General features: G+C 30.2%; 15 protein-coding genes and 1 other RNA gene. 7 read left to right on the top strand and 9 right to left on the bottom strand.

Going from position 1 to position 17,391, the window contains the following annotated elements; translation table 11 throughout:
* Positions 1 to 81 precede the first annotated feature (81 nt).
* Positions 82 to 975 carry a prolyl oligopeptidase family serine peptidase gene (locus BTO04_RS00275; RefSeq protein WP_087562584.1) on the top strand — a complete coding sequence of 298 codons (894 nt, stop codon included), beginning with the start codon at positions 82 to 84 and terminating at the stop codon, positions 973 to 975.
* Between the two features lie 103 nt (positions 976 to 1,078).
* On the opposite strand, the gene BTO04_RS00270 is transcribed toward BTO04_RS00275, so the two are convergent.
* From BTO04_RS00270 to BTO04_RS00260, 3 genes are all read right to left on the bottom strand, one after another.
* Complete coding sequence (locus BTO04_RS00270) at positions 1,079 to 1,687, bottom strand: fumarylacetoacetate hydrolase family protein (RefSeq protein WP_087562583.1); 609 nt, start codon at positions 1,685 to 1,687, stop codon at positions 1,079 to 1,081.
* 137 nt (positions 1,688 to 1,824) lie between these two features.
* Complete coding sequence (gene purU / locus BTO04_RS00265) at positions 1,825 to 2,694, bottom strand: formyltetrahydrofolate deformylase (RefSeq protein WP_087562582.1); 870 nt, start codon at positions 2,692 to 2,694, stop codon at positions 1,825 to 1,827.
* Between the two features lie 160 nt (positions 2,695 to 2,854).
* Positions 2,855 to 3,694 carry a 1,4-dihydroxy-2-naphthoyl-CoA synthase gene (locus tag BTO04_RS00260; protein WP_087562581.1) on the bottom strand — a complete coding sequence of 280 codons (840 nt, stop codon included), beginning with the start codon at positions 3,692 to 3,694 and terminating at the stop codon, positions 2,855 to 2,857.
* Positions 3,695 to 3,763: 69 nt separating this feature from the next.
* Between BTO04_RS00260 and BTO04_RS00255 the strand changes: the two genes are divergently transcribed.
* On the top strand, positions 3,764 to 4,921 hold the full coding sequence (locus BTO04_RS00255; protein WP_087562580.1) for an alpha/beta hydrolase-fold protein: 1,158 nt from the start codon (positions 3,764 to 3,766) through the stop codon (positions 4,919 to 4,921).
* Positions 4,922 to 5,082: 161 nt separating this feature from the next.
* Here the strand turns inward: BTO04_RS00255 and BTO04_RS00250 are convergent, their stop codons facing one another.
* The 5 genes from BTO04_RS00250 to ffs form a co-directional block, all read right to left on the bottom strand.
* Positions 5,083 to 5,580, bottom strand: a complete 498-nt coding sequence (locus BTO04_RS00250; protein WP_232455918.1) for a DNA-binding protein — start codon at positions 5,578 to 5,580, stop codon at positions 5,083 to 5,085.
* Entirely contained in the window at positions 5,580 to 7,235 is a 1,656-nt protein-coding gene (menD, locus tag BTO04_RS00245; protein ID WP_087562579.1) for a 2-succinyl-5-enolpyruvyl-6-hydroxy-3-cyclohexene-1-carboxylic-acid synthase, read from the bottom strand. Before menD ends, BTO04_RS00250 begins: the two co-directional genes overlap by 1 nt.
* A gap of 116 nt (positions 7,236 to 7,351) precedes the next feature.
* Positions 7,352 to 8,005 carry a fructose-6-phosphate aldolase gene (fsa, locus tag BTO04_RS00240; RefSeq protein ID WP_087562578.1) on the bottom strand — a complete coding sequence of 218 codons (654 nt, stop codon included), beginning with the start codon at positions 8,003 to 8,005 and terminating at the stop codon, positions 7,352 to 7,354.
* A 199-nt stretch (positions 8,006 to 8,204) separates the two neighbouring features.
* On the bottom strand, positions 8,205 to 9,008 hold the full coding sequence (locus BTO04_RS00235; RefSeq protein ID WP_087562577.1) for an SDR family oxidoreductase: 804 nt from the start codon (positions 9,006 to 9,008) through the stop codon (positions 8,205 to 8,207).
* 165 nt (positions 9,009 to 9,173) lie between these two features.
* An RNA gene (gene ffs, locus BTO04_RS00230) (signal recognition particle sRNA small type) lies at positions 9,174 to 9,272 on the bottom strand.
* 175 nt (positions 9,273 to 9,447) lie between these two features.
* Between ffs and BTO04_RS00225 the strand changes: the two genes are divergently transcribed.
* From BTO04_RS00225 to BTO04_RS00205, 5 genes are read left to right on the top strand one after another with little or no spacing between them, the layout of a single operon-like run.
* The gene (locus tag BTO04_RS00225; RefSeq protein WP_087562576.1) at positions 9,448 to 9,969 is read left to right on the top strand and encodes a DUF4199 domain-containing protein; all 522 of its coding nucleotides are present in this window, start codon (positions 9,448 to 9,450) and stop codon (positions 9,967 to 9,969) included.
* 52 nt (positions 9,970 to 10,021) lie between these two features.
* A complete protein-coding gene (locus BTO04_RS00220) occupies positions 10,022 to 10,978 on the top strand; it encodes a glycosyltransferase family 2 protein (RefSeq protein ID WP_087562575.1) in 957 nt (318 codons plus the stop codon).
* A 46-nt stretch (positions 10,979 to 11,024) separates the two neighbouring features.
* Positions 11,025 to 12,293 (top strand): YncE family protein, encoded by a 1,269-nt coding sequence (locus BTO04_RS00215; RefSeq protein ID WP_087562574.1) that lies wholly within the window; start codon positions 11,025 to 11,027, stop codon positions 12,291 to 12,293.
* A gap of 38 nt (positions 12,294 to 12,331) precedes the next feature.
* Positions 12,332 to 14,047, top strand: a complete 1,716-nt coding sequence (locus BTO04_RS00210) for a phospho-sugar mutase (protein ID WP_087562573.1) — start codon at positions 12,332 to 12,334, stop codon at positions 14,045 to 14,047.
* Positions 14,047 to 15,876: an ABC transporter ATP-binding protein gene (locus tag BTO04_RS00205; protein WP_087562572.1), complete on the top strand. Its 1,830-nt coding sequence runs from the start codon at positions 14,047 to 14,049 to the stop codon at positions 15,874 to 15,876. Before BTO04_RS00210 ends, BTO04_RS00205 begins: the two co-directional genes overlap by 1 nt.
* Before the next feature lie 85 nt (positions 15,877 to 15,961).
* Here BTO04_RS00205 and BTO04_RS00200 read toward each other — a convergent pair whose 3' ends face one another.
* The gene (locus BTO04_RS00200) at positions 15,962 to 17,389 is read right to left on the bottom strand and encodes a CCA tRNA nucleotidyltransferase (protein ID WP_087562571.1); all 1,428 of its coding nucleotides are present in this window, start codon (positions 17,387 to 17,389) and stop codon (positions 15,962 to 15,964) included.
* Between the last annotated feature and the right edge of the window lie 2 nt (positions 17,390 to 17,391).

The following is a 17,391-nucleotide window of genomic DNA, read 5'->3' as shown; positions in this document are numbered from 1 at the left end:
AGGTACAAGAATCAATCTTTTTAAGTAAATTTGAGAATAAATAAAATTAAAATGAAAGTCTCTTGTAGTTTACTCATCATTATGTTAGTTATTATAACTTCTTGTGCTACAATTAATATAAAAAAATCTGAAGAACAATTAATACGGGTTCCTTACACAAGTTCTTTAGACAATACAGCGCGAGAATATTTTTTATACCTACCAAAAGGATATAAAGAATCAACTAAAAATTGGCCTGTTTTACTATTCCTACATGGTAATGGTGAGCGTGGAAATGGTAAAAGTGAATTAGATTATGTACAAATACACGGACCTTTATATGAAGCTTGGGTTCAGAAAAGAGATTTGCCTTTTATTATGATTGTACCTCAACTACATTTATTTGATATGGATAAATTAGGAATCGACTATATTACGAATAGAACGACAGCATCTATTCCTAAACGACTAGAAGTTGGCGTTCCTAAAAGACCTGAACCTCTATTTACAACTAAAAAAATGCATAGTGTTGTGAATGATTCTATACCAGAAATCACTATAAATTACATTAATAAATATGGTTGGAATAATGTACAGGAAGATTTAATGAACATGATAGACACGACTCTAAAAGAGTATAAAACGGATGAAAAACGCCTGTATTTATCTGGTTTAAGTTTTGGTGGGTTTGGTACTTGGCATACAGCCAGTAAGCATCCTAATAAGTTTGCTGCTATAAATCCCGTCGTAGGATACGGATTTCCTGAATTGATGCAACCAATTGCTGAAGCTAATCTACCAATTTGGAATATTGCTGGCGGAAAAGACGCTGCTGTGCCTTCAGAATATTTTTACATCGGAATTAATAAATTAAAAGAATTTGGTCATCATAAAGTTAGACTAACTGTACATGAAGATACAGATCATGTAGAAACTTGGAGAAGAATTTATGGTGGACAAGATATTTATGATTGGCTATTAAGTCATTCTAAATAGCGTGTTTTTTTTCTTTTTTTTTATAGTATCAAAACAACAAAGTTTCAGCGTATAGAGCCCAACTCTAAAGGTCCAAAAATCTAGAGATCGAGAGATCTAAACCTTATTTCACCCTAATATTAAAAGCTTCTTCTCCTTCAATAATCCCTTTTAAAACATCATTTTCCACAACTTTTCCAACTCCTGCTGGTGTTCCTGTAAAAATGATATCGCCTTTTTTAAGTGTGAAGTATTGTGAAACATAAGAAATTAATTCGTCTGTTTTCCACAACATTGCATTTGTGTTTCCATCTTGAACAATTTCATCATTCTTTACTAATTGAAATTTTAAATTGGCTAAATCGAATTGTTCTTTCGGATAAAACGCTCCAACAACTGCACTTCCATCAAAAGCTTTTGCTTTTTCCCAAGGCAACCCTTTTTCTTTACATTTTGCTTGTACATCTCTTGCAGTAAAATCGATTCCTAAACCAATTTCATCATAATATTTATGTGCAAACTTTGCATCAATATGTTTACCTACCTTATTAATCTTCACCAAAACCTCAACTTCATAATGAACATCATCTGAAAAAGGGGGAATAAAAAATGGATTTTTTCTTGGTAAAATTGCTGAATCTGGCTTTAGAAAAACAACAGGACTTTCTGGTTTTTCATTTTTTAATTCTTCAATATGTTTTGCGTAATTGCGCCCAATACAGATTATTTTCATAAAAAAGCCCCTTTTAATTTCCCCGAAGGGGAAAATACTCAAACTTAAATTTTATACTTCTAAAAATTGAATCTCAGAAATAAGACTACTTTTTACCCAACAGTTTCTTCCCTTTGGGAATATTAAGATGGGCTTATTTACTCTCCTGCTTCTGGGAAAACAATTGCTCTATTTCCAGAAACGATTATTTGATGGTTTAAATGGTTTTTAACCGCTCTTGCCAACACCAGTTTCTCTATATCTGCACCAATTATTTTTAAAGTTGTTGGTGTACTCTCATGTGTTACAGGTTTTACATCTTGCTCAATAATAGGACCTTCATCTAAATCTACTGTTGCATAATGGGCTGTCGCTCCTATTAGCTTTACACCTCTTTCATAAGCCTTTTTATAAGGATTTGCTCCTTGAAAAGCGGGTAAAAATGAATGATGAATATTGATAATTCGCTCTGGGTAATGGTTAATGAAATCGGCAGATAAAATCTGCATATACCTTGCCATAATGACCAAATCAACTTCATTTGTGTCTAGCAGTTCTTTTACCTGAGCTTCTTGTGCTAATTTTGTGTCTTTTGTAACGGGCAAATGATAAAAAGGTACATTAAACATCTCTGCAATGTGTCTTAATTTATTATGATTACTAATAATCATGGTCACATTACAATTTAAACGCCCTTCTTTAGATCGCTCTAACAAATCGTATAAATTATGACTTGTGTGCGAAACCATAATGGCTACATGCTGTTTTTTATCTCCATAGTTTACAGACCAATCAAAATTTAAAGGTGTTGCCAACTCTAAAAAATTATGTTCTAGTGCTTCTTTAGAGATATTTGTTCCTTCAGCATTTAAACGAACTCTCATAAAATAAGTATCTTCGATCGAATTTACATATTGCTGACAACTTAAAATATTGAATCCTTTATCATAAAAAAAACTAGTAATTTTTGCCACCAACCCTTTTTGATCTGGACATTTTATTAAAAAAGTAACTACTTGTGATTTCATGCTTTTTGAAAAGATTTAGAAATTAAAAAAACCTCACTAATGTTCTCGATACAAATTTATTCATTCTTCATAAATTCACTCGAACTGACAGCTTACAAACTGCCACTGCAACTGCCAACTGATCACTGATTACTGATTACTGATTACTGCAAACTGAAACCTATGGTATCCATTTTTTAGGAAAGTTTGGTTTTCTTTTTTCAAGAAAAGCATCTCTTCCTTCTTTTGCTTCTTCAGTCATATAAGCCAAACGCGTTGCTTCACCTGCAAAAACTTGCTGACCAACCATTCCGTCATCTGTTAAATTCATTGCGAATTTTAACATTTTAATAGAGGTTGGAGATTTTTCTAAAATTTCTTGTGCCCATTGATAAGCAGTAGATTCTAATTCATCATGAGGAATAACAGCATTTACCATTCCCATATCATACGCTTCTTGCGCTGAATAATTTCTTCCTAAAAAGAAAATTTCTCTCGCTCTTTTTTGTCCAACCATTTTTGCCAAATAAGCAGAACCATAACCTCCATCAAAAGAAGTTACATCTGCATCTGTTTGTTTAAAAATAGCATGTTCTTTAGAAGCTAACGTTAAATCGCAAACAACATGTAAACTATGTCCACCTCCAACTGCCCAACCAGGAACCACAGCAATTACTGCTTTTGGCATAAACCTAATTAAACGCTGAACTTCTAATATGTTTAATCTGTGATAGCCATCATCTCCAACATAACCTTGATGACCACGTGCTTTTTGATCTCCACCAGAACAGAAAGAGTACACTCCGTCTTTTGTACTTGGTCCTTCCGCAGAAAGCAGTACAACGCCAATATTTACATCTTCTCCAGCATCATAAAAAGCATCATATAGTTCTTTAGTAGTTTTAGGCCTAAAAGCATTTCTAACATTAGGTCTATTAAATGCAATTCTTGCAACGCCATTACTCTTTTTATAAGTAATGTCATCGTATTCTTTAACAGTTTTCCACTCGGGTTGTATCATAATTTTGTATTTTGGACGTTCTTGTAGAAGAACAAAATAATTGGTTACAAAAATAAAAGAGTCAAATTTATGATAAAGAAATCGTTCACCCTAATATGTATACTTTTTTTCTTTAGTGGATTTTCACAAAAAATTATCAACAAAAAAATTAATTCTGAAATACTTGGAACTGCAAGAAATATAAAAATTTATATTCCTGAAGGCTATGAAAAAGAGGCTAATAATAATTATCCTTTAGCAGTTGTTTTAGATGCTGAATATTTATTTGATGCTTATGTAGGAAATTCTGTGCTTTTTGCAGCAAAAGACAAAGCACCTAAACAAATTATTGTTGGTATTTCTATGAAGGATTCAAGAAAAAGAGATACTTATATTAATATTAATACAGGGAAATTAACACAAGAAAACATCGCTTTTTATGAATTTATTAATGATGACGTAATTTTTTATATGGAAAGTAATTATAGAACTTCTCCTTTTATTTCTTTGATTGGCGAAGGAACTTCTGCAAATATGATAACACATTTTTTAAAAGAACCTGCACCCTTTATTAATTCTTATATCTGTATAAATCCTACTTTTCCAGACTTTATTGGAAGCCAATTTCAAGCGTATAATTTAGAACGCTTTCAAAAAGAAGACAACACCTTTTATTTATATACCAATAATTCGACTTCATTTTCAATAAAAAAACAGGTTAAAATTGGAGAACTTCAAAAAGGATTATCTTCTCTAAAGTTAAAAAATGTCAATTTCATTAATGATACCATTTTTACTGTAAATAGTGTTTCAGCTATGAGTGAAGCAATACCAAGAGCGTTAACTAAGGTTTTTGAAATTTATTCGGCTATTTCTAAAGAAGAATATGATGAAAATGTAAAAGAATTATCTCCTAGTGATGCAATTGCCTACTTAGAAAACAAATATTTAGAAATCGAATTTCTTTTTGGTAGCAACTTAGGAATAAGAGAACAAGATATTTACGCAATTGAAAACATTGTTATCGAAAAAGAAAACGGAGATCAATTAAAAGAATTTGGTAGAATGATTTTAAAGCTTTTCCCCACTTCTCCTTTGGGAGATTATTATATTGGAAGATATTACGAAAGTGGAAAACGTATAAAAAAAGCACTATATCATTACAAAATTGGTTACGGAAAAATGGATCCTTCAGATCCAAATTCTGATGCATTTTATGAAAACATTTTAAGAATTAGCGGACAATAAAAAAGTTAGCAGTTAGCAGTTAGCAGTTAGCAGTTAGCAGTTAGCAGTTAGCAAAATGTAATTTATAAAAATTAGAAAAACAATTATTATAATACGTTTAAATAACTGACTGAAAACTGCCTGCTGAATAATACTGTTCACTGAAGACTGAACACTCAAAACTATTTCTTCACCAACACAATTCTATCAGACTCAATGTCAATTAGTTTTTGTTTATAAAGATTTCCAACTGCTTTTTTAAACGCTTTTTTACTCATTTTCATATGAAAACGAATAGAATCTGGCGAACTTTTATCAGTTATTAAAATAAAACCGTCTCTACTATCTTTTAATCTCTTCATCACTTTTTCCACATCGGAATCAATAACATTTCTAAAACCTTGAGGACGAAGTGAAACATCTATTTTACCATCTTCACGTATGTTTTTAACATAACCGGTAACTTCCATGTTTTCTTCTAATTCCTGAAAAACCTCACTTCTAAAAAGCAAACCATCAAACTCTTCATTAATTAAGACAGTATACCCTAAACCAGTTTCTGTTTCAATTACTAAGCTTACCTTATCTCCTTCTTTCAAGTACATTTCTTGCTCTTGAGAAGTAGCTTCTCCTTCTTCTAAATTATCTTCTCCTTCTTTAAAATCTTCTTGTAAATCCATTACTGTATATGTTTAAAATATGCTGATAAAATTAAATTATTTTCTTCACTTGGCGTAAAGATTTCTAATATTTTTGGTTTTTCTGATGTTTCATAAAAACCTTTTAATTGGGCTGCTACTGTTGTTGTAGAATGTGCTTGTAAATAATCTAGCTCGTACATTTTACACAAATGTTCTGCTGTTAAACAATGTGGAGTTTCAAAATATTTAGCTGCATTTGTCGTTGCTGGACCCGGAATAATCTTAAAAATTCCTCCACCAGAATTATTAATTAAAATAATTCTAAAATCATTAGGAATATTATTGTTCCACAATGCATTACTATCATAGAAAAAACTTAAATCTCCCGTAATAAAAACAGTTTGCTTTTTTGATGCAAATGCAGCTCCGATTGCTGTACTTGTACTTCCATCAATTCCACTTGTTCCTCTATTGCAAAAGACCTTCAATGTTTCCTTGATACTAAATAATTGCGCATATCTAATAATAGAACTATTACTAATTTGCAACTGAGAATTAGTAGGAATACTTTCTAAAACCTGCTCAAAAACTTTAAAATCAGAATGTGGTGCTTTCTCTAAAAATTGTTGCTGTTTTTTCCGTTTTTCATCACGAACTTGCAACCATTTTTGTTGATAATCGTTCTCTTTTTTTGAAATGTATTTACTAAAATTTAAAAAGAAGTCTACAGGTTTTGTTTTTATAAATTCCGACAAGCAAAAAAAGGTATTTGTTGCTTTTTTCTCATCAATATTCCAATGATGCTTTGGTTGAAAGTTTCTTAAAAATTGTTTTATTTTTTTAGAAATAATCATTCCTCCAAAAGTGATTAAAACCTCTGGTTGTAACTCTTTAAATTGTGCTTCATCTAAAGAAAAAATTAACTGATCTATAGAATTTACTCCTTTTTTAAGGTGTAAATTAGAAGTAGTTTCAGTTAAAATTAAAACAGCTGCATCTTCTGTAAAATGGTTAATTAATTGCTGTAATTCAGTATCTGGATAATGCACTCCAACCAAAATCATTTTTTTAGTTGATGAATTCCAAATTTTAGACAATTCTTTATAATTAACAGATTGCTTCGTTTCACGCGCAATGACATCTGAGAAATCAAAATTCTCTAGCACTGCTGCTGTTTCATACAAAGGCTCATCAAAAGGAACATTTATATGAATAGGCCCTTTTTGAGAAACGGCTATTTGTAAAGCTTTACTTATAAGTTGTAAATTTTCAGTTTTAAGTTTAGAATCTTCAATCAAGTTTGCAGAAAACAGTATATGATTTTCAAACACATTTTCTTGACGAATTGTTTGTCCATCTCCAATATCAATCAAATGTTTTGGTCTGTCTGCAGAAATTACAACTAACGGAATATCACTATAAAAAGCTTCTGCAATTGCAGGATAATAATTTAACAACGCAGAGCCAGAAGTACAAACAATTGCAACAGGTTTCTGAGTTTGTTGCGCAATTCCTAAAGCAAAAAAAGCAGCACAACGCTCATCAACTACACTTAAAACTTCAATTTCTGGATGATTGGAAAAACCAATAGTTAAAGGAGCATTACGTGAACCTGGAGAAACAACAACCGTATCAATATTAAATTGATAACAAGCTGAAATTACGATTTGTGCGAGTTCTTTTCTTGGATACATAGGTTTTAACCTTTTACAAAAGATTAAAAAATTATGAGTTATTAATTTTAAGTTTTGAGTGCGTACTAAAAACTAACAACTCACAACTAATAATTAAAAGAAGCTATTAACTTCTTTTAGTTCCCTTTTTTATAATCTGCTAAAAACGTAGCCAAACCACTATCTGTTAAAGGGTGTTTTAACAAACCTTCAATTGCACTTAAAGGTCCAGTCATAACGTCAGATCCTAATTTTGCACAATTAATAATATGCATTGTATTACGCACAGAAGCTGCTAAAATTTGAGTTTCAAAACCATAATTATCATAAATCAAACGAATCTCAGAAATTAAGTTCATTCCGTCTGTAGAAATATCGTCTAAACGTCCAATAAATGGAGAAACATATGTTGCACCTGCTTTTGCAGCTAATAAAGCTTGTCCTGCAGAAAACACTAATGTCACGTTTGTTTTTATTCCTTTAGAAGAGAAATATTTACATGCTTTTACACCATCTTTAATCATAGGTAATTTTACAACAATCTGAGGATTTAAAGCTGCTAAAGCCTCTCCTTCTCTAACCATTCCATCAAAATCTGTAGAAATAACTTCCGCAGAAACATCACCATCAACCAACTCACAAATTTCTTTGTAATGGTTAATAATATTTGCTTCTCCAGTAATTCCTTCTTTTGCCATTAAAGACGGATTTGTAGTTACACCATCCAAAATTCCTAAAGCTTGCGCTTCTTTAATCTGATCTAAATTTGCTGTGTCAATAAAAAATTTCATTTTGTATCTATTTATGTTGTGTTATTAATAATTTGGGCGTTACTTTATCCTGAAAGCGTTCAGGACCAAGTCGGGCTTTTTGTTATATCTTTTTTATTTGTTCTCGGTACTTTTTTATTTTTCCATTATCATTTCAAAACAAAAAAACTAAAACTGACATAAAAAAGGATGCCACTTCAATCCCTAACGCAAGGCAACTTTATAATTTATAATGATTCATTAATAATTTTTCGTACATTTTATCTGGTAAAATTCTTTTTAAAACAATAGAGAATTTCTCCATAAATCCGCCAACTTTGTAATGTACTTTCGGGTTTTTAGTATTTATAATCTTAAAAACAGTTTTTGCCATTTCTATAGGATCCATTCCATGAACTACATGGCTATCCATTAAATCTAAATTCTCTTGGTATTTCTCTTTGTATGCAGATTTTTCAAAAACGGGTGTATGGTAACGTCCTGCTGCAATATTGGTTGCAAAATCTCCAGGAGCAACATTAACAATATTAATTCCAAAACTTTTCACTTCCATTCTTGCTGATTCAGTAACTAACTCTAAAGCTCCTTTTGTTGCAGAATACAAACCTCTAAAAGGTAAACCCATATAACCCGCAATAGAAGTTACATTTATAATTGTTCCAGATTTTTGTTTACGCATTTGTGGTAAAATAGCTTTCATTACATCAATAGCACCAAAGAAATTTGTATTAAAAACTGCACGCATTTCTTCTGTAGGTGTATCTTCTATTGGACCTGTAATTCCCATTCCAGCATTATTTACTAAAACATCTAACCTTCCTTCTTTTTCAATAATAAATGCTGTTGCCTTTTTAATTGTCTCAATATTTAAAACATCTAAGGCAATCAATTCAAAATTAAAACTTTCTATTTCTTTAGGATTTCTACTTGTGCCATAAACTTTACATCCTTTTTTAGATAAAAAAGTAGCAATCGATTTTCCTATTCCTGAAGAAGCACCAGTAACTAAAACAACTTTAGACATTGATTATTAAATGATTGAATGGTTAAGTAACTCAAAATTAAATTTTTAAATATTCAATTTTAGAATTCTTTAATAGTTCTGCAAATATCATAAAAGTTAACCAAGGAATCTAAATTTTAAGAAGTAAATTTAGCGTTATTCTGAACGAGACTTCAGAACAAAAAAAAATGGCAAGCTACCTACATCACACCGCTACAACCTAATACCTTTGCTGCGTTCCCGCCCTGGAGGATTCAAAGGGAGCTAGTTGTGTAGGACTTGCCGCTGCAAATTTACAACAGATTTTTATTTTAACAATTAAAAAATTATTAAAATTTTTGTAACTTTTTTAAAAGCCTGACTACTAATAAATTGTTTTGATGGTTTATAAAGTTTAACAAAAAACAAAAACTATCAAAATGAAATGAATATATTTGTATAATCAACTAAACTTTTAAAAATGGAAAATCAAGCGAATAGTAAAAATCTTATAATAAACAACGGTGTAATTCTAGGGGTTGCAAGTGTGTTACTTAGTTTAACTTTATATGCTATGGGTATGCATTTAGATCCACATTGGTCTACATCCGTTATCTCTGGAGCTTTATTTATAGGACTTATAGTTTTTGGAATTAAAAAATTTAAAGAAGTAAATGGCGGTTTTTTATCTTGGGGACAAGGAGTTAAGATAGGTGTAGGAATTGCAATAGTAGCAGCATTAATTGGTGTTATATATAATTATGTTTTCATGAACTTTATAGAACCAGAATTTATGAGTCAAATAATGGAAGTTCAAAATCAAAAATTTTTAGATCAAGGGATGACTGAAGAGCAAATTGAAAATGCGAATGAAATTGGTAAAAAGTTTCAATCTCCAGGAATTATGGCAGCAATGGGAATAATTGGTAGTGCTATTGGTGGATTTATCGTTTCTGCAATTGCAGCTGCAATAATGAAAAAAACTGAAGAGGAAAATTATTAATAAAATTATAAAGTTTTAAATTTACACGTTTTAAAACTTCAAATAATACTACATGGATATTTCAGTGGTTATACCGCTTCTAAATGAAGAGGAATCATTACAAGAATTACACGATTGGATTGCAAAAGTTATGCAATCCAATCGTTATTTATATGAAATAATTTTTATTGATGATGGCAGTACAGATACCTCTTGGAAAGTTATTGAAGAACTCTCCGAAGAAAACAAACCTGTAAAAGGAATTCGTTTTCAAAAAAACTATGGAAAAAGTCAAGCATTAGATGCTGGTTTTAGTCTTGCTCAAGGACGTGTTGTAATAACAATGGATGCAGATCTACAAGACAATCCAGAAGAAATTCCTGAACTTTACAATTTAATTATTGATAAAAATTTTGATCTTATTTCTGGTTGGAAAAAGAAGCGTTATGATAATGTTATCACTAAAAATATTCCATCAAAATTATTTAATGCTGCGGCAAGAAAAACTTCAGGATTAAAATTACACGATTTTAATTGTGGTTTAAAAGCCTACAAGAACGAAGTAATTAAAACTGTAAAAGTTAGTGGAGAAATGCACAGGTATATTCCTGTTCTAGCTAAAAACGAAGGTTTTACTAAAATTGGTGAAAAAATTGTTCAGCATCAAGCTAGAAAATATGGCGAAACTAAATTTGGAATGGACCGTTTTGTAAATGGTTTCTTAGATTTAATTACGATTTCGTTTTTATCCAAATTCGGAAAAAGACCGATGCACATTTTTGGACTTTGGGGAACATTAATGTTTCTATTTGGAATCATATCTGCATTTTATATTGGAGTTTACAAACTCTACAATGTTTTTAATGGTGTAAAAACAATTTTAGTTACTAATAATCCTTGGTTTTATATAGCACTTACTTCTATGATATTAGGTACTTTGTTATTTTTGGCAGGTTTTATTGGAGAACTTATAATAAAAACAAAAAACAACGAAAAACATTATACCATTAAAGAAAAAATTAATTTCTAAAAAAATATTTTTATTTATTTTTTACAACCATTTAATAATAAATTTTATGAGGTTTTTTTTATTAAGCATTTTTTTACTAAAAAGTATATTTTCTTTTTCTCAATTTCAAATATCTTCTATAAATATTCATACAAATGACTTAGTGTATGACTCAAATACTGATAGAATATATGTTTCTATCCCAAGTTCAAATGGATCAAATGGAAATAGTATTGGAATTATAAATCCGTCTACAAATGAATTAGAAAAAACTATTTTTATAGGAAGTGAACCAACTGTTTTAGCGATTGCTGATAATGGTGAATATATTTACAGTGGTTTTAGTGGCGCTTCTCTTGTAAGGAGGTTTATTGTCTCTACACAGACTGCCGGACTGCAATTTAGCTTAGGTACAGATTCTTTTTCAGGGTCTTATTATGCAGAAGATATTGAAGTTATGCCAAATAAGTCAACAACAATAGCAGTTTCTAGAAAGAACATTGGTTTCTCACCACGACATGAAGGAATTGCTATATATGATGATAATAAATTACGTTCTATTACAACACCAGATCATAGTGGAAGTAATAAAATAGAATTTGATTCCCAAAATTCTTTAATAGGTTTTAATAATGAAAGTACAGAGTTTGGCCTTAGAAGACATGCTATTGATAATTCGGGTATTACAAATACAAGTGTAACTCAAAATGTTTTATCGGGATTTGGTGTTGATTTTATTTACCATGGAAGCAGTTCTAATTCTAAAAGTAATAATAATAATAATCGAATATACTCTGACAACGGTAAAGTGGTAGATATTACTAGCGCCCCATTTGTAATCGGAAGTTTTTCAAACATAGATGGTCCAATAACTTATGACTCACTAAATAACTTAGTTTGTTTTGCTAACTTCGAATCTGGCACTATCAATTTTAAACGATTTAATCCAAACACATTTTTACTTTTTGACAACTTAACAGTTCATCAAACTACTGAGGAAGCTAAAAATTTAATTACCTGTGGAAATAATTGTTATGCATTTAATACTAATGACAATAAAATTATAATCATTAAAGATTCTAGTTTAGGAGTAGCTAACATAAAAACTAATAACAGTATAAGTATCTCCCCAAACCCTGTAATAGATCACATTACAATAAAAAATAATGAATTAATAAGTGAAATTGCTATTTTAGATATTTCAGGAAGACTAGTTTTTAATAAATTTAATAGTTTTAATAAAATTTATTTAGGTAATTTGTCAAGTGGTGTTTATATTATAAAAGCTAAGTACACTAACAATAAAATTTCTACAGATAAAATAATAATAAAATAAGAACAACTTTTATACCAATCATCTAATTTTCAATAAATATGACGGATTTTTTAGACAAAGCAAAACAATGGCTTACATCAACATTTGATGTAGAAACTCAAACTGAAGTAAATGAATTAATTAACAATAACCCGGATGCCTTAGCAGATAGATTCTACAAAGACATGGAGTTTGGAACTGGTGGAATGCGCGGAGTAATGGGCGCAGGAACCAATAGAATTAATAAATATACATTAGGTAGAGCAACGCAAGGTTTATCTAATTACTTAATAGAGAATGTAAAAAAAGAACAACTAAGTGTTGTAATTGCTTTTGACTGTAGACATAATAGTAAAAAGTTTGCTAAAATTGTAGCGGATGTTTTATCAGCAAATAATATAAAAGTTTTTCTTTTTGAAGATTTACGTGCAACTCCAGAGTTATCATTCGCAGTTCGTCATTTAGGTTGTGATGCTGGTATTGTTTTAACAGCTTCTCATAATCCGCCAGAATATAATGGCTATAAAGTATATTGGGCAGATGGAGGACAAATTGTACCTCCTCATGATGGTAGAATTATAGGGAATGTAAATTCGTTAGATTTTTCTGAAATTAAATTTACTGCAAATGAAGATTTAATTGAAGTTATTGGTAAAGATGTAGATGATGCCTTTATTAATGGCGCTGTAAAAAATGGTTGCTTATCTGATAAAATAGATAGAAAAAAATTAAAAATTGTTTTCACTTCTTTACACGGAACATCTATTGTTTCTGTGCCGGATGCATTAGATAAAGCAGGATATTCTGATGTTCATATTGTTGAAGAACAAAGAATTCCAGATGGAAATTTCCCAACTGTTAAATCTCCAAATCCAGAAGAACCAGAGGCATTAAAAATGGCTACAGAATTAGCTAATAAAATTGGAGCTGATATTGTTATTGGTACAGATCCAGATTGCGATAGATTAGGCGTTGCTGTAAGAGATCTAAATGGAAACATGAAGTTGATGAACGGTAATCAAACAATGGTTGTTATGACTGAATTTTTACTAAAAAAATGGAAAGAAGAAGGTAAAATTAACGGCAATCAGTTTATAGGTTCTACAATTGTTTCTACAGAATTGGTAAATAAAGCTGCAGCAAGTTATGGCGTAGAAACTAAAGTTGGTTTAACTGGTTTTAAGTGGATTGCCAAAATGATTAGAGACCATGAATCTATGGATTTTATTGGTGGTGGTGAAGAAAGCTTTGGGTATATGATTGGAGATTTCGTAAGAGACAAAGATGCAGTTACTGCAACCTTGTTAGCTTGTGAAGTTGCTGCCTATGCAAAACAAAATGGTAGTTCTTTTTATGAAGAGCTACTAAACATTTATGTCAGAAATAACTTTTACAAAGAACATTTAATTTCTATCGTTAAGAAAGGGATGAATGGTGCTGAAGAAATTGAGCAAATGCTGAGTGATATGAGAAACAACCCATTAACTGAAATTGATGGAGAAAAAGTAGAAACACTCTCAGATTATGAAGCTTCAACAAGGAAGAACTTAATAACTGGTGAAATAACAAACATTGATTTACCAAAATCTAATGTTTTAATTTATCAAACGGAATCAGGAACAAGAATTGCAGCGAGACCAAGTGGTACAGAACCAAAAATAAAATTTTATTTTAGTGTAAACGCTCCATTAAATTTGAAAGAAAATGCGGTTACAGTTGAAGCAGCATTAGATGCTAAAATTCAGAGAATTATTAAAGAAATGGAATTGAATTAATGAGTTATTTTAAGGACATTTTAAAATATGAAAAGAAATATAGAAAATTTACGCTTTTAAATATTGTATTTAATATTTTTTATGCACTCTTTAATGTGCTATCTGTATTAGCGTTTATACCTGTTCTTAATATATTATTTGGTAAAGAAAAAAAGGTAATAATAAAACCTATTTATGAAGGTTTAACTAGTTTAGGTAGTTATGCTGAAAATAGTTTCAACTATTTTATTTATCAAAAGATTTTAGATGAAGGAGAAATTAGTGTTTTATTATTCATTTGTATATTATCACTTTCACTTTTCTTTTTTAAAAATTTTTTTAGATACTTAGCCTCTTATGTAATTACATTTTTAAGAACTGGTATTGTAAAAGATTTAAGAGACAAGTTATATCATAAAATTGTAGAATTACCAGTGTCTTATTTTACAGAAAAGAAAAAAGGAGATATTATTGCAAGAATGACATCTGATGTACAAGAAGTAGAAAACTCAATTTTAACCTCTATAGAAGTAATTGTTAGAGAACCATTAACAGTTATTATTTCAATAACTATTATGCTTTTTATGAGTATTAAATTAACACTTTTTGTTTTTATTTTGTTACCCGTTTCTGGGTTTATTATTTCATCTATCAGTAAAAAATTAAAAGCAAATTCAGTTAAAGCTCAAAAAGAAACCGGTAATTTTTTATCTTTTATTGAAGAGACACTTACAGGTTTAAGAATTATTAAAGGTTTTAATGCCGAAAAAGTAATTGAAACAAAATTTAATAATTCTACCTCTAGTTTTAAACAATTGATGACAAGTGTTTTTCACAGACAAACATTAGCATCACCAATGAGTGAGTTCTTAGGATCTGCAACTATTATTGCCATTCTTTGGTATGGAGGTGTGGAAGTTATAAATAAAACAAGCGCTTTAGATTCCAGTAAATTTCTAGGTTATATTTTGTTGTTTTACACTGTTTTAAACCCAATAAAACTAATAACAACTACATTTTACAATATTCAAAAAGGAGAAGCTTCCGCAGAAAGAATTATGCAAATTTTAAATACTGAAAACAGTATTAAAGATATACAAAATGCTACTGTAAAAGAAGATTTCAATACAAAGATTGAGTTTAAAAATATTTCTTTCAAATACAAGAAAGAGTATGTTTTAAAAGACTTTTCTCTTACAATTAATAAAGGGGAAACCGTTGCATTAGTTGGACAGTCTGGTAGTGGGAAATCTACGCTAGCCAATTTAATTACTCGTTTTTACGATGTAAATAAAGGTGACATATTAATTGATGGAGAGAACATTAAAGACATTACTAAAAAATCTTTGCGAGATTTAATGGGCATTGTTTCTCAAGAATCAATCTTATTTAATGATACAATTGCAAATAATATTAAATTAGGAGCTCAAAATGCAAATCCGGAATCCGTTTTAGAAGCTTCAGAAATTGCAAATGCATATGAGTTTATAAAAGAATTGCCAGCGCAATTTGAAACGAATATTGGAGATAGTGGAAATACACTTTCTGGAGGACAAAAACAGCGGTTATCTATTGCAAGAGCGGTTTTAAAAAACCCACCAATAATGATTTTAGATGAAGCAACTTCTGCTTTAGATACAGAGTCTGAACAATTGGTACAAATTGCCTTAGAAAAAATGATGCAGAACAGAACTTCTTTAGTAATTGCGCATAGGCTTTCTACAATTCAAAAAGCAGACAAAATTTTGGTGCTAAAAAAAGGAAAAGTTGTAGAACAAGGAAAACACGAAGAATTACTTGCTAAAAAAGGTGAATACTTTAAGTTGGTAACCATGCAGTCTTTAAGCTAAAATATTAATTATATCAACTAAAAAAGACCAATACTATAATCGTATTGGTCTTTTTTAATTTGGTATTTTCCCTAAAGAGAGTTACCTATAGCAAACTTTGTTTCAAACCTAATTCCACACCTTTTTCAATCATAAAATCATAAGAAGCTTTCTGTTCATTAGGAATTTTACCATCTAAAATTGCTTCTTTTATGGCTTCTTTTATCTGACCAATTTCTCTACAAGGTTTTAAATTGAATGCTTTCATAATTTCCTCTCCAGAAACTGGAGGCTGAAAATCACGAACTCTATCTCTCTCTTCTACTTCCTTAATTTTAGAACGTACCAAATCAAAATTTTGATGATAGCGTTTAAATTTCTTAGGGTTTTTAGTTGTAATATCAGCTTCACAAAGTGTCATTAGATAATCGATATCTTCACCAGCATCAAAAACCAATCTTCTTACTGCAGAATCTGTAACTTCTGTAGCCAAAACAATTGGTCTAGAACTTAATAAAACCATTTTTTGAACAAGTTTCATCTTATTATTCAAAGGCATTTTTAATCGTTTAAATAATTTATAAACCATTTTAGACCCTACAAATTCATGTGCATGAAATGTCCAACCCACTTTTTTACTAAACTTTTTTGTTGGCGCTTTTCCAATATCATGCAATAGAGCGGCCCAACGTAACCAAACATCATTTGTGTTTTCAGAAATATTATCCACCACTTCTAAAGTGTGATAAAAATTATCTTTATGCTTTTGTCCTTCAACTTCCTCTACTCCTTTTAAATCAATTAACTCTGGAAGAATTTGTGGTAATAACCCTGTTTTATCTAATAATAAAAACCCTTTTGAAGGTTTTTCTGAAAGCATTATTTTATTGAGTTCATCAATAATTCTTTCTCTGGTAATTATTTTAAGTCGATCTGCATTTTCTGAAATTGCTAAAAGTGAATTTTCTTCAATCTTAAAATGTAACTGAGAAGCAAATCGTATTGCTCTCATCATTCTTAAAGGATCATCAGAATACGTAATGTCAGGATTTAAAGGCGTTCTTATTATCTTATTTTCTAAATCGCTTACTCCGTTAAACGGATCTAATATTTCGCCAAAATTATCTTCATTTAAACTTAATGCCAATGCATTAATTGTAAAATCTCTTCTATTTTGATCGTCTTGTAAAGTCCCTTCAGAAACTTCAGGGTTTCTACTTTCTTCTGTATAAGATTCTTTTCTTGCTCCAACAAACTCAATCTCAATATCATTAAAACGTAACATTGCTGTACCGTATGTTTTAAAAACCTGGACTTTTGGTTTGTTTGGTAATAATGATGCTACTTTTTCCGCGAGTTCTATTCCGCTTCCAATTGCAACAATATCAATATCTTTTGCGGTTCCTCTTTTTAATAAAAAATCACGAACAAAACCTCCAATTACATAGGATTCTATCTTTAATTCTTTGGATGCTTTTGATATTATACTAAAAATTTCTGATGAAATTGCTTCTTTATAGAATTGCTTCTGCATGT

It is taken from the genome of Polaribacter sp. SA4-10, from assembly GCF_002163835.1.
Taxonomy (GTDB): Bacteria; Bacteroidota; Bacteroidia; order Flavobacteriales; family Flavobacteriaceae; genus Polaribacter.
This window is presented reverse-complemented; position numbering and strand designations above follow the sequence as displayed.

Bases quoted from the DNA above. Each gene is read 5' to 3' on its own strand.
- BTO04_RS00205 (WP_087562572.1), top strand. From the start codon at position 14,047: ATGAGTTATTTTAAGGACATTTTAAAATATGAAAAGAAATATAGAAAA.
- BTO04_RS00250 (WP_232455918.1), bottom strand. From the start codon at position 5,580: ATGGATTTACAAGAAGATTTTAAAGAAGGAGAAGATAATTTAGAAGAA.
- BTO04_RS00270 (WP_087562583.1), bottom strand. From the start codon at position 1,687: ATGAAAATAATCTGTATTGGGCGCAATTACGCAAAACATATTGAAGAA.
- purU (WP_087562582.1), bottom strand. From the start codon at position 2,694: ATGAAATCACAAGTAGTTACTTTTTTAATAAAATGTCCAGATCAAAAA.
- BTO04_RS00225 (WP_087562576.1), top strand. From the start codon at position 9,448: ATGGAAAATCAAGCGAATAGTAAAAATCTTATAATAAACAACGGTGTA.
- BTO04_RS00220 (WP_087562575.1), top strand. From the start codon at position 10,022: ATGGATATTTCAGTGGTTATACCGCTTCTAAATGAAGAGGAATCATTA.
- BTO04_RS00275 (WP_087562584.1), top strand. From the start codon at position 82: ATGTTAGTTATTATAACTTCTTGTGCTACAATTAATATAAAAAAATCT.
- BTO04_RS00210 (WP_087562573.1), top strand. From the start codon at position 12,332: ATGACGGATTTTTTAGACAAAGCAAAACAATGGCTTACATCAACATTT.
- BTO04_RS00255 (WP_087562580.1), top strand. From the start codon at position 3,764: ATGATAAAGAAATCGTTCACCCTAATATGTATACTTTTTTTCTTTAGT.
- BTO04_RS00260 (WP_087562581.1), bottom strand. From the start codon at position 3,694: ATGATACAACCCGAGTGGAAAACTGTTAAAGAATACGATGACATTACT.
- BTO04_RS00200 (WP_087562571.1), bottom strand. From the start codon at position 17,389: ATGCAGAAGCAATTCTATAAAGAAGCAATTTCATCAGAAATTTTTAGT.
- BTO04_RS00215 (WP_087562574.1), top strand. From the start codon at position 11,025: ATGAGGTTTTTTTTATTAAGCATTTTTTTACTAAAAAGTATATTTTCT.
- fsa (WP_087562578.1), bottom strand. From the start codon at position 8,005: ATGAAATTTTTTATTGACACAGCAAATTTAGATCAGATTAAAGAAGCG.
- menD (WP_087562579.1), bottom strand. From the start codon at position 7,235: ATGTATCCAAGAAAAGAACTCGCACAAATCGTAATTTCAGCTTGTTAT.
- BTO04_RS00235 (WP_087562577.1), bottom strand. From the start codon at position 9,008: ATGTCTAAAGTTGTTTTAGTTACTGGTGCTTCTTCAGGAATAGGAAAA.